Annotated in this window: 11 protein-coding genes; 7 read left to right on the forward strand and 4 right to left on the reverse strand. The window is 34.3% G+C overall.

Going from position 1 to position 12,340, the window contains the following annotated elements; translation table 11 throughout:
• Positions 1–85: 85 nt before the first annotated feature.
• The gene (locus Q0F04_RS09775; RefSeq protein ID WP_295752807.1) at positions 86–1,465 is read right to left on the reverse strand and encodes an MATE family efflux transporter; all 1,380 of its coding nucleotides are present in this window, start codon (positions 1,463–1,465) and stop codon (positions 86–88) included.
• A 1-nt stretch (position 1,466) separates the two neighbouring features.
• On the reverse strand, positions 1,467–1,898 hold the full coding sequence (locus Q0F04_RS09780; protein WP_295752809.1) for a MarR family transcriptional regulator: 432 nt from the start codon (positions 1,896–1,898) through the stop codon (positions 1,467–1,469).
• Positions 1,899–2,035: 137 nt separating this feature from the next.
• Between Q0F04_RS09780 and feoB the strand changes: the two genes are divergently transcribed.
• The 4 genes from feoB (at position 2,036) to Q0F04_RS09800 (ending at position 6,352) form a co-directional block, all read left to right on the forward strand.
• Positions 2,036–4,372: a ferrous iron transport protein B gene (gene feoB, locus Q0F04_RS09785; RefSeq protein WP_295752811.1), complete on the forward strand. Its 2,337-nt coding sequence runs from the start codon at positions 2,036–2,038 to the stop codon at positions 4,370–4,372.
• A gap of 70 nt (positions 4,373–4,442) precedes the next feature.
• Complete coding sequence (locus Q0F04_RS09790; protein ID WP_295752813.1) at positions 4,443–5,261, forward strand: Cof-type HAD-IIB family hydrolase; 819 nt, start codon at positions 4,443–4,445, stop codon at positions 5,259–5,261.
• A 1-nt stretch (position 5,262) separates the two neighbouring features.
• A complete protein-coding gene (locus Q0F04_RS09795) occupies positions 5,263–5,811 on the forward strand; it encodes a chromate transporter (RefSeq protein ID WP_118320112.1) in 549 nt (182 codons plus the stop codon).
• The gene (locus Q0F04_RS09800) at positions 5,804–6,352 is read left to right on the forward strand and encodes a chromate transporter (protein WP_295752815.1); all 549 of its coding nucleotides are present in this window, start codon (positions 5,804–5,806) and stop codon (positions 6,350–6,352) included. The genes Q0F04_RS09795 and Q0F04_RS09800 overlap by 8 nt, the downstream gene beginning before the upstream one ends.
• Positions 6,353–6,373: 21 nt before the next feature.
• Here Q0F04_RS09800 and Q0F04_RS09805 read toward each other — a convergent pair whose 3' ends face one another.
• Entirely contained in the window at positions 6,374–6,928 is a 555-nt protein-coding gene (locus Q0F04_RS09805) for a histidine phosphatase family protein (protein WP_295752817.1), read from the reverse strand.
• 97 nt (positions 6,929–7,025) lie between these two features.
• On the opposite strand from Q0F04_RS09805, the gene Q0F04_RS09810 reads away from it, so the two are divergent.
• The 3 genes from Q0F04_RS09810 to Q0F04_RS09820 all read left to right on the forward strand — a co-directional run bounded on the left by Q0F04_RS09810 (position 7,026) and on the right by Q0F04_RS09820 (position 11,436).
• Positions 7,026–7,547, forward strand: a complete 522-nt coding sequence (locus Q0F04_RS09810) for a TetR/AcrR family transcriptional regulator (RefSeq protein ID WP_295752819.1) — start codon at positions 7,026–7,028, stop codon at positions 7,545–7,547.
• A 244-nt stretch (positions 7,548–7,791) separates the two neighbouring features.
• Positions 7,792–8,742 carry a choloylglycine hydrolase gene (bsh, locus tag Q0F04_RS09815; protein WP_295752821.1) on the forward strand — a complete coding sequence of 317 codons (951 nt, stop codon included), beginning with the start codon at positions 7,792–7,794 and terminating at the stop codon, positions 8,740–8,742.
• A gap of 69 nt (positions 8,743–8,811) precedes the next feature.
• Positions 8,812–11,436 carry a PRD domain-containing protein gene (locus Q0F04_RS09820; protein ID WP_295752823.1) on the forward strand — a complete coding sequence of 875 codons (2,625 nt, stop codon included), beginning with the start codon at positions 8,812–8,814 and terminating at the stop codon, positions 11,434–11,436.
• 17 nt (positions 11,437–11,453) lie between these two features.
• Here the strand turns inward: Q0F04_RS09820 and Q0F04_RS09825 are convergent, their stop codons facing one another.
• The gene (locus Q0F04_RS09825) at positions 11,454–11,960 is read right to left on the reverse strand and encodes a DUF3284 domain-containing protein (protein ID WP_242995652.1); all 507 of its coding nucleotides are present in this window, start codon (positions 11,958–11,960) and stop codon (positions 11,454–11,456) included.
• Between the last annotated feature and the right edge of the window lie 380 nt (positions 11,961–12,340).

The following is a 12,340-nucleotide window of genomic DNA, read 5'->3' on the forward strand; positions in this document are numbered from 1 at the left end:
GGTTCACTACACTTGGCGGTAACTACCTGTGGTTGGTTTATCTCCAACTGAACTCATGCCATGCCCGGCACACATAAAAAATGAGTTATGATTTTTCATAACTCATTTGTGCTAATGTCTTTTTAAAGTTTTTAATAAATAACGTTACCGTTGTGCTTACCGCAATAAAATCTGCGATAGGTTCGGCAACAAATACCGCAAAGATATGATCGGATAGGATGCTTGGTAAGATAAAAATCAATGGAATTAAGACAATGATTTTTCTAAAGATGGCTAAGAATACAGAAATCTTGGCATTGCCAAACGCAATGAATGTTTGTTGGCAAGAAATTTGAAGTCCCATTAATAATACGCATGCCATATAGATACGAATGGCCCATGTTGCCATAGACATTAATTCAGGATCATTTGTGAAGATTGAAATAAATACTTGTGGGAATAATTCCACTAAAAGCCAGATGATACTTGCGTATGTGAAGCAACATAGGGTTTGAAGCAAGAAGCCTTTTTTAACACGCTCTGCATTTTTAGCACCAAAGTTGTAGCTGATGATAGGCTGTCCACCTTGTGTTAATCCTTGTAGTGGCATCATCGCAAACTGCATAACACTTGTTAGAATGGTCATACTTCCAATCGCAACGTCTCCACCAAATTTAGATAGTTGCATATTGAAACATAATGAAATCAAGCTTTCGGTTGACTGCATCACAAATGGTGCAATGCCTAAAGCTAAACTAGGAAATAAAAGGCTTGGAACAATTTTAAAGTTTTCCTTTTTTAACTTAAGAACACTTTGTTTACCACTCAAGAAACGAATGACCCAGATTGCACTGATGGCCTGAGAAATAATGGTAGCTAGTGCAGCACCTCTTACTCCCATGTTGAATCCAAAGATAAAAATAGGGTCTAAAATAATGTTTAAGATAGCTCCGATTAAAACGGTCATCATACTAGTTTTTGAGAAGCCTTGACAAGAAATGAAGGCATTCATACCAAGTGTCATTTGGACAAAAATCGTTCCCAAGGCATAAATACTCATATATTGTTTGGCATATACGATTGTTTTTGAACTTGCCTGGAACAATTGTAGTAATGGAGTTTGGAAAACCAATAAACATACAGTTAGAGTTAAAGAAATCACAATCAATGCGATAAAACAGTTTCCCATGATTTTTTCAGCCGTTGGATTATCTTGTTTTCCCATATAAATACTGGCTCTTGGAGCACCGCCCATACCAACTAAACACGCAAAGGCGGATACAATCATAATAATAGGAAGACAAACACCGACTCCGGTTAGGGCAATAGCTCCTACATCTTGAATGTGACCAATATACATACGGTCAACTACGTTATAGAGTAAGTTAACAATTTGACTTAAAATGGCAGGTACCGCCAACATAAAGAGTAACTTACCAACTTTTTCATGTCCTAAATCCACTTCGGACGCTGTTGAAAATTTCATTTTAATCTGCTCCTTCTATTTTTTCGTTCATTTTATTCATTGTCTCAATCATGCATTGAATATCCTTTGTAGGAATATCCTTAAATAATACTTGATTGATTTTTTCAATTTCAATATTGATTTTTTCTAATACAGGAATCGCATCTTCTGTTAATTCAATATGTGAAATTCTTTTATCGTTTGGAATTCCTTTAACTGTGATCAATCCCTTTTGTTCTAGGCTTGTAACACTTCGAGAAACCAAAGCTTTTGAAACGCCCAATACAACACGAAGTTGTGTACTTGTTGTAATGGAATTGTTGTTTTGTAGTAAAATCAATATCGATATTTCGTTGGGTGAAAAGGTATATTCCGCAAATCGATCTTTGATTTGTTTGCCATAATATTCACGCAATCGATTGGATAAGCGTAAAAATTCTTCAATCGTCAACATATGCCCTCCTAACGTTTACTTGTGAACAGTTTAATTGTAAACAAGTAAACAGATTGTGTCAATAAAAATATCAAGTACTGTAATTGACTACTTGAATAAGATGATTATAATTTTAACTAATTGGGGGAGGGATATGCATGACGTTAAAAGAGCTAAAAATAGGACAGAGTGCATTGATTAAAGCTGTTGGAGGAATGGGTGCATTAAGACAACACTTTCTAGATATGGGAGTTATACCTGGAGCCGAGGTTACAGTTGTAAAGTTTGCGCCTATGGGCGATCCAATGGAACTACAGATTCATAGTTATGAATTATCGCTTCGTTTAGATGAAGCTGAAAAAATATTAGTTGAATTAATTGATGAGAGAACACGAAAGCATGAAAGTGCAGAGAATATTAATAATACGGTTCACCCTGGGCTTGGTGAAGATGGAAAGTATCATGTAAAGGCGGATGAACATCCTTTGCCCGAAGGAACATGTTTGACATATGCCTTGGTTGGAAATCAAAACTGTGGAAAAACCACATTGTTTAACCAATTAACAGGATCGAATCAGCATGTTGGAAACTTTCCGGGTGTAACTGTTGATCGAAAGGATGGTCCAATTAAAGGGTATCCAAATACAATGGTGACCGATTTACCGGGTATTTATTCGATGTCACCTTATACAAGTGAAGAAATTGTATCACGTAATTTTGTGTTAAACGATAAGCCTAAGGCTATTATCAATATAGTAGATGCCACAAATATTGAGCGAAATCTATATTTGACTATGCAACTTTTAGAAATGAATATTCCGATGGTTGTCGCATTAAATATGATGGATGAAGTGACCAATAACCAAGGCTCAATCGATATCAATGGTATGGAGGCTATGCTTGGAGTACCAGTTGTACCTATTTCTGCAGCTAAAAACCAAGGTGTGGATGAATTGATTGAACATGCGATTCATATTGCGAAATATCAAGAAAGACCAGGACGTTTGGATTTTTGTGGAGAAGATGATTTTGGTGGAGCCGTTCACCGATGTATTCACTCTATCTGCCACTTAATTGAAGATCATGCCAAAAAGGCAGATATTCCATTGCGTTTTGCGGCTAGTAAAATTATTGAAGGCGATACCTTGATTCTTGATCGTTTGGATTTAGATGAAAACGAAAAAGAAATGATTGAACATATTGTGCTTCAAATGGAAAAAGAGCGTGGACTCGATCATAGTGCGGCTATTGCCGATATGCGTTTTTCCTTTATTGAAAGGGTTTGTGAACAGACTGTAGTAAAGCCTAAGGAAAGTAAAGAGCGTGTTCGAAGTGAAAGAATTGACCGTATTTTAACCGGTAAATATACCGCAATTCCAATGTTTATTGGGATTATGTTACTTGTATTCTATCTAACATTTAATGTGGTTGGTGCATGGCTTCAAAGCTTATTAGAACTAGGTATTGATTGGATTACACAAGCTGTAGATGCATGGATGACAAGTGCTCACGTAAGCTATGCCGTACATAGTCTAGTGATTGATGGTATCTTTGCGGGTGTAGGTTCAGTCTTATCTTTCTTACCTATCATTGTGACCTTATTCTTCTTTTTATCTATGATGGAAGATAGTGGATATATTGCGCGTGTGGCTTTCTTTATGGATAAACTATTAAGAAAAATTGGATTATCCGGAAGAAGTATTGTTCCTTTATTGATTGGCTTTGGATGTACGGTACCAGCTGTTATGTCGACACGTACTTTACCAAGTGAAAGAGATCGTAAGATGACGATTTTATTGACGCCATTTATGTCTTGTACCGCAAAACTACCAATTTATGCATTCTTTGTGAATGCATTCTTTCCCAAACAAGGCGGTTTAGTTATGACAGGACTTTATGTTTTGGGCATTGCCGTAGGTATATTGATTGCGTTCTTATTTAAAAACACTTTATTTAAAGGGGAAGCCGTTCCGTTTGTGATGGAACTTCCAAATTATCGTTTGCCTGGATTAAAAAATGTAAGTCAATTGTTGTGGGAAAAGGCGAAGGATTTCTTACAAAAAGCTTTTACGGTTATTTTTGTGGCAACTGTACTTGTGTGGTTCCTTCAAAGCTTTAACCTACAATTCGAAATGGTCAAAGACTCAAGTCAAAGTATTTTGGCAATGGTTGCCGGTTGGATTGCGCCTGTATTTGCGCCATTAGGACTTCAAGATTGGCGTATTGTGACATCCTTGATCAGTGGATTTATGGCGAAAGAAAGTGTTGTTTCTACACTACAAGTACTATTTGTAGGTGGTGTACATAGTGCATTAACGACATTATCCGCTGCATCCTTACTTGTATTCTGTTTGATTTATTCACCATGTGTTGCGGCTATCGCATCCATTAAACGAGAGCTAGGTGCTAAATGGGCGATTGGTGTAGTGGCATGGCAATGTGTACTTGCGTGGGTTTTAGCCTTTATTGTTCATGTGATTGGTTCTGTATTATAAGTAGCTTCGTGCTACTTTTTTTTTGAAACCATATGGTTTATAATTTTTCCATATCTAAGGGAGGGTATTTATGTATAAGTTAATTGCGTGTGATTTAGATGAAACTTTGATCAAACCCGATCGAACAATTGATTCTAGAGATATTGAAGCCATTAAGAAATTGAAAGATTTGGGTGTTAAATTTGTACTGGCAACAGGAAGAGGCTATAACACTGTTCAGGGTACATTAAAGGAATTGGATCTTTTTGATGAAGCCAATCAATATGTGATTTCATATAATGGTGGTGCTATTACTGAAAATAAAGACAATCGACTTTTACATTTTGAAGGCATTTCTTTTGAAAAAGCTGAAGAATTATATAAGCGTGGATTGAAATATGATGTAGTCATTCATGTATATACTAAAGATGCGGTATATGCATATAACTTAACGGAAGATGAGAAAAGGTATGTGCAGAATCGTCAGGAAATGATTGAGGTATTTGATCAAAATCTTGATTTTTTAAAGGGACAGGAAATTGTAAAAGTATTATATACAAATACAGATTTTGAGTATCTTCAAAGTATTGATCGTGATCTAAAGGATATTACATTTGATATGGATGTTTCATATTCAAGTAATCGTTATATTGAATTTAATCATCAGGGTGTAAATAAGGGTGCTGGACTTAAAAAACTAGCCGATCTATTACATATTGATATTCAGGATACGATTGCGATTGGGGATAACTATAACGATTTATCTATGATTAAAGATGCTGGTTTAGGTGTAGGAGTACAAAATGCAGCGCCTGGTATTAAACCGGATTGTGACTATATCACAAACGCCACTTGTGAGCAGGGTGCTGTTTGTGAAGTCATTGAAAAATTTGTATTAAAAGGAGAGTAAAATGAAGAAACTCATTCAATTATATGTTTCTTGGTTTAAAATGGGTCTATTTACTTTTGGTGGTGGATATGCCATGTTGCCAATGATTCAAAAGGAAGTTATTGAAAAATATCATTGGGCTACCGAAGATGAAGTGATGGACTATTATGCGATTGGCCAATGTACACCGGGTGTTATTGCGGTCAATACATCGACTTTTATTGGATACTATCAAGCCGGTATTCCAGGAGCGATTGCCGCTACTTTAGGTGTAGTAACTCCATCTATTATCATTATTAGTGTAATTGCGGGTTTGATCACAAACTTTTCAAGTTTAGCCATTGTGCAACATGCGCTAAATGGAATTCGTGTAGCTGTATGTATGTTGATGATCAATGCCGTATTAAAACTAGGTAAGGGGAATATTAAAAATAAGATTGGTTTCTTGATTTTTGCGGTGGCCCTTATTTTTGCGATGTTTACCAAAGTTTCTACGGTGTTACTTGTGATTGGTGCAGGTATTGCGGGTGTTGTCTTCTCTAGAATAGGATGGTTAAAGAAAAATGACTAAATTATTATTGATGTTTTTAGAATTTTTCAAGACTGGACTATTTGCGGTAGGCGGCGGTCTTGCGACGATTCCTTTCTTAAGAGAAATTGGCGTTCGTTATGGCTGGTATACAATGAGTGATCTATCTACCATGATTGCCGTAAGTGAATCTACACCAGGTCCAATGGGTGTAAATATGGCTAGCTATGTTGGTTTTAGTCAATATGGCGTACTTGGTTCGATTGTAGTAACACTAGGTTTGGTTTTACCGAGTTTGATCATTATATGTATCATTGCGAATTTTTTAGAGAAATTTAAAGAGGCAAAGCTAGTCCAACAAATCTTTGCCGGATTAAAACCGGCCGTAGTGGCCTTTATTGCGGTGGCTACCATCGATATTTTGGTGACAACTTTATTTGGTGATTATACTTTCTCTACATTTCATTGGAAACAATTTATTTGTTTATTTGTATTCCTTGCGTTTAGTAAGTATAAACCAAAATTACATCCAATTTGGTTTATTGTAGCTAGTGCCGTTGTAGGAATTGTATTCGCATTCTAAAAAAGACGGAGTTCCGTCTTTTTAATTACACAATTTCCAACCATAATTCCATTCTAATTGGGTTACAGAACAGTTTTTAATGCGAATAATATCTTTTTCAGGTAAGTTGCTGATGGAATTTAATAAGGCTGTAATAACACCAGAATGTGTAACGACTAGAATATTGCCGTCTTTATTATCTTTATAAATTTCATCAAGACCTTTTAATATGCGTTTTGTGAAATCTTGCATGTTGTCACCATCAAAGCCATCTACTGTTTGTCCATGTAATATAGGATAAATTGTCTTTAGTTTTTCTTCACTATCTCCTTCAATTGATCCAAAATTGAATTCTTTTAGGTTGTTGTTGATAAAAAGTGGAATATCACGATCTTGCGTGATTGTTGTAGCTGTTTCAATAGCACGATGCATTGGAGATACGTAGCAAGCATGGAATGGGATGTTTTTTAATTCATCATGAAGTTTCTGGGCTTGTTGAATACCTTCAGCTGTTAGTGGTGAGTCGCAACAACCTTGAATTAGGTATTTTTGGTTAAATAAAGTTTTTCCGTGGCGTACAATATAAAGTTTTAACATATTTGTTTTCCTCACTTTCAATTTACACTTGTATTATAAGAAGTGGAGGTGTATGCTACAATCATCAATAATTAGATATGTGTTGGAATAATGGGATATGAATAAAAAGGCAAACGAACAATATAAGAGTAATGAAAAAACAATCTTAGATGTATTTACTAAGCTGTTGGAAGAGAAGGATATACAGAAAATCACAGTTAAAGAAATTTGTGAAGATGCGCATATTAATCGTTCTACTTTCTATAATCATTTTGAAGATGTATATGGTGTATTAGAGAAGATGTGGCTTATTCATGCTGAAAATATGAGGCATATATTTAGAAATTCACATTCTTCTAGTAAAAGAGAAAATATGAGATTGATCTTGTTGTATATAAAAGAGAATGAGTTGTTTTATCGTGTGAGCTTTCATTCACCGCTCTATTCTAAAATGGTGACTGGTTTTGAAGATGTGTTTAAACATCATGAAATGGATAGTTTTAATTTAAAAGAACAATATAAAATGGAATTTATAAAACAGGGGATGTTGTCTACGATTGCATATTGGCTTGATTTAGACTGTAATTTAAGCATTGATGAATTGTTGGATGTGATTGATGAATTTTATCCCCTAAAATAAAAAGCAATGTCCGGGCTTGACATTGCTTTAGGGAGAGGAAAATTATTAAGATAAAAATGTATCTTGAGTTTATAGGGTTGAATAATTTTCCAAAGGGTTAATCATAAGATAAGGCATTTCTTATGACACTTAGAATATATAGTTTTTTTTAACTGAACGCAATGAACACATATTTTGATTTGTTCATTATAAGTGAATTCTTATCCACTTTGTGTTAAGCTACAAGCAGAAGGAGATGATTTTAATGTGTACAGCATTAAGCTTTAATCAGTTTTTTGGAAGGAATTTAGATTATGAATTTTCATATGGAGAACAAGTAGCTGTTACGCCACGCAATTATGATTTTCATTTTAGACATTTAGATCAACATGAAAGTCATTATGCGATAGTTGGTATGGCGCACGTATTTGAAGAGTATCCATTATATTATGATGCCATGAATGAGAAAGGTTTGGGAATGGCTGGATTAAACTTTGTTGGGAATGCAAAGTTTTATGAAGTTAAAGAAGGTAAGAACAATGTGGCTGCCTTTGAATTCATTCCTTGGATCTTATCGCAATGTGCGAGTGTTAAAGAGGCAAAAATTGTATTGGAAAATACAAATGTTTGTGCTACACCATTTAATGAACACTTTCCAGTAGCTGAGTTACACTACATGATCAGTGATGAACATGAAAGCATTGTCGTTGAGTGTATGGAAGATGGTATGCATGTACATGATAATCCAGCACATGTTTTGACAAACAATCCGCCATTACCTATGCAACTATTCCGCTTGAATGATTATATGTATTTATCAAACAAGCAACCTGAAAATAATTTTGGCTTGGATTTAAAGGCGTATTCACGTGGCTTTGGAGCTATGGGACTTCCTGGAGACTTATCAAGTGGATCTAGATTTGTGCGTGTTGCCTATACTAGAGCGAATGCGACAAGTGACAAGAATGATTTAAGTCAATATTTCCATATTATTGGTAGTGTTGAGCAACAAAAAGGTCTTTGTGAAGTCGAACCAGGAAAGTATGAATATACAATTTATACTTCTTGTTGCGACTTAAGAAATGGAATTTACTATTACACGACATACAATAATCATCAAATCAGTGGTGTAAATATGTTTAATGAAAATTTGGATAGTGAAACACTTATTTCATATCCAATGATTGAAGAAGAAATAATTCATATGCAGAATTAGTCTACTTTTGTAGGCTTTTTCTTTTGTGTATAATAGTGTATAATTCAAACGAATAATGGAGTGTAGAAGATGAAAACGACAAAAGAGAGTGTATTTGAATTTATACAGAAACAATTGATGACCAATTCGGATTTTAAGGATGGAATTAGCACGAAGGTAATTGCGGAATATTTTCAGCTACAAAGATCGAATGTTTCGACCTTATTAAATGAATTAGTGAAAGATGCGCGTCTAGAAAAGACAAATACTCGACCCGTATTATATTATTTACCACAAAAAGAAGCAGGTAATGAATTAAATACAGTAGGTAGAGTGATGATTGGTACAGATGGAAGTCTTGCCAATGCATTGCAGGTTGCCAAAGCAGCTATTTTATATCCAAATAATAGTTTAAATGTTTTGGTTACCGCAAAACCTGGAAGTGGAACCACTCACTTTGTGTATACACTTTATTTATATGGTAAAGAAGCGGGTGTATTCAGTGAGAGTGCACCGATTTATAAAATAAATTGTCGCCACTACAAAAATAATATTGAGGAATTGGACGAAAAACTGTTTAGTCCAAAGAATATTGAAGACTCTTTATTTGCGAAAAGTCGTGGAGGGCTGTTGTTTATTGACAATGCTGAATTGTTGAATTCAACAGAAAAGAGTCGATTATCGGAGTTCTTGGAATCTGGATTGTTGTTTAGTGAAGATCGTAATGACTTTATTGATGCCAATTCTACATTCTTAGTGTTATCTTGTGGTCCAAATGGATATGCAGAGTTTAGCCAAAGAATGTCTATGGTTATTCAATTGCCAGATTTAGCGAGTCGTCCTATGAGTGAAAAACTTGCCTTAATCAATTATTTCTTTATGATTGAGGCTAATAATGCCAAAAAGAATATTGAAGTAAAGCGCGAGATTTTAGAGGCTTTATTATTAACAAACTTTCCTTTAAATTTAAAAGGGTTGGAGATGGAAATCAAAAGAGCATGCGCAACTGCGTGTGTTCGTGTTATGGATGATCCAGATTCAAATATTGAAGTCACACTTTCAGATTTAAACAATGAGGTTCAAAAAAGTCTGATTCGAGCTAGAACGCAATCAACAGATCTATATGAACAATTAGGATCTCAGATGTTATTTATCTATGATTGTCATGAGGAATCTCAATTTATTAGGTATCATGATACACCCGATTTATATGCAGAAATTCGTAGTCAATATAATGAATTGTCAAAGCGTGGTATTAATACGGATACCATTCATAATATTATTAATAATCATGTCACAACGTTGTTTAAAAAATATAATTATTATCGTAGTTTTAATGATGAATATGATACGGAACAATTGTCTAAGATTGTGGATCCAAAAATTATTCGTATGGTATCTAAAATTATGGATGATTGTAAAAATGAGCTTCAAAGAGAAATTCAACCACAAGTATTCTATGGTCTTTGTCTACACATGAACTCATTATTAACACTGCAGTTGAATCAATCGCGTGTGGATGATAATCAAATTGTACATATTGTACAAGAATATCCAAAGGAATATGGAATATCCATTCAATTGGGACAAATGTTTAAAGATGAGTTTGATATTGAGTTACCGATTGAAGAAATCGTTATTATTACGATGTTCTTAATTAAAGACGAAGAAGATACAGAAGGACATCCTGTACTTTTATATATTTTCCATGGTAAAGGGGTTGCGACTTCTTTGCGTGATGTCACAAATACTTTAACGCACACAAATAATGTGTATGCCTATGATTTGTGTTTAGAAAAGGATTCAGCTACGGCTCTACAAGAGATTAAAGCACTGGTTCAGCGAATTGATGATGGACAAGGGATTGTCGTAATCTATGATATGGGTTCCATTAAGACAATGTTAGATACGATTAGTGAAGAAACCGATATTAAGATTCGTTATATTTACTTTCCAATCACATTATTAGGTTTAGATGTGGCTAGAAAGTGTGCACAGGAAACAGATTTAGAGTATGTGTATCATACGACAATGCGTGAAATGAAGACGATGTTGCGTATGAATGATTCACGAAAAGAAATTATTATTACACTATGTCATACGGGTGAGGGTGGAGCCTTCCAGTTGAAACAGTATATTGATCAATATTCAAACTTAGGATTCAAAACTGTGCCTTTGGCTATTTCTAAACGTGAAGAGTTGATTTCACAAGTCATGGCTTTAAAGAAAATCTATCGTATTCATTGTTTTGTGGGGAGTTATGATCCTAAATTAATGGGAATTCCTTTTGTTTCTATGACAAAAGTATTTGAGAATAAGCCAGAAGATATTGATAAGATCTTAATGTTTGAACCGATTCAGTCTAAACAATTGGATTATTCAGCCGTATATTCTTTCTTGGAAGAACAATTCAAATGTATTTCTATATCGAAATTGAAATCCATTCTTCCTTCTATTATTGATGAATTGGAAATTATTTATTCATTAAGTCCAGATCAAAAGGTAGGTCTATTTGTGCATATCGCATGTTTACTAGAAAACTGTAAACAAGGTGTTTGTAAGCAGGCATGCAAAGATGCAGATACGATCTTAGAGGATTATCCAGAGGATTTCAAAGTGGTATCTAAAGTATTAAAGCCTTTAGAAAAAGCTTTTAAAGTAATTATTGATGATAATCAAATGGCTGCCATTATTATGATATTAAATAAACTATAAGAAAAAGGGGAACAAGACTATTGATCTTGTTCCTCTATTTTTTTTGTTAAGAATTTCTTTAAATGTTTATGCGTTTCAGGCTGCATATTACCCTTTATAATCTTTTCACCATTACGAATCTTAATAATATCATCACGCATATCATATAAAACGTGAGACATTCTACCAAAGGTGATCCAGTTATGCCATGTACGATATAAAACATTTTTTTGTGGGAGCTTTTCATCTCCACTCATAAACTGTTCAAAACTGATTTTTAACCCCTCTTTCGTTTCTTGTGTTTCATAACATACACGAACAAATGAAGTAGCTGATTTGACTGTAGATTGATAAATTTGTCCACGCACATACTTATCAATGACAATCTTTGATCTGGCATCCTTGTTTTCGTAGCTATAACCTGATTTGATTACACTTTTCTTTACATTCTTTTTTGTGGTTTTGGAAATCTCTTCTAGTAATTGAGCTTCTAGATAGTCATAAAACTCATCCGTAGTGATTTCAAATGTTCTTATTAATTTCATGTCTAAATTATATCACTACATTTAATAGATATTTGATAGTTCTATCGTCTTATACATAGTGTATTTGTGTTTATACACAAACTAAAATGGATTAAAAAATCATATACACTAAGTCGAAATCAAGTCGAATTCAGTGGATTTATACAGAAAACACTAATTTATACACTAATTTTGTGTATAAAAGAGTACTTTTTGTGCTTTGAAAGCGCTTTGACAAGAAAAACTTTATACACTAAAGTATAGACTGTAAAGAGTTGAGATAAGAAAGGAGCTGTGGAAATGGCTGAAGAAAACAAGACAGAACAATCTGTCGAAATGATTTCCTTTGGGATCATCGCTAATGCAGGAGATGCAAGATCCTTTGCCTTTCAAGCTTTAGA

Source organism: uncultured Holdemanella sp. (assembly GCF_934772795.1).
Lineage (GTDB): Bacteria > Bacillota_I > Bacilli_A > Erysipelotrichales > Erysipelotrichaceae > Holdemanella.

Coding starts and splice junctions, on each gene's coding strand:
- Q0F04_RS09775 (WP_295752807.1), bottom strand. CDS start 1,465: ATGAAATTTTCAACAGCGTCCGAAGTGGATTTAGGACATGAAAAAGTT.
- Q0F04_RS09780 (WP_295752809.1), bottom strand. CDS start 1,898: ATGTTGACGATTGAAGAATTTTTACGCTTATCCAATCGATTGCGTGAA.
- feoB (WP_295752811.1), top strand. CDS start 2,036: ATGACGTTAAAAGAGCTAAAAATAGGACAGAGTGCATTGATTAAAGCT.
- Q0F04_RS09790 (WP_295752813.1), top strand. CDS start 4,443: ATGTATAAGTTAATTGCGTGTGATTTAGATGAAACTTTGATCAAACCC.
- Q0F04_RS09795 (WP_118320112.1), top strand. CDS start 5,263: ATGAAGAAACTCATTCAATTATATGTTTCTTGGTTTAAAATGGGTCTA.
- Q0F04_RS09800 (WP_295752815.1), top strand. CDS start 5,804: ATGACTAAATTATTATTGATGTTTTTAGAATTTTTCAAGACTGGACTA.
- Q0F04_RS09805 (WP_295752817.1), bottom strand. CDS start 6,928: ATGTTAAAACTTTATATTGTACGCCACGGAAAAACTTTATTTAACCAA.
- Q0F04_RS09810 (WP_295752819.1), top strand. CDS start 7,026: ATGAATAAAAAGGCAAACGAACAATATAAGAGTAATGAAAAAACAATC.
- bsh (WP_295752821.1), top strand. CDS start 7,792: ATGTGTACAGCATTAAGCTTTAATCAGTTTTTTGGAAGGAATTTAGAT.
- Q0F04_RS09820 (WP_295752823.1), top strand. CDS start 8,812: ATGAAAACGACAAAAGAGAGTGTATTTGAATTTATACAGAAACAATTG.
- Q0F04_RS09825 (WP_242995652.1), bottom strand. CDS start 11,960: ATGAAATTAATAAGAACATTTGAAATCACTACGGATGAGTTTTATGAC.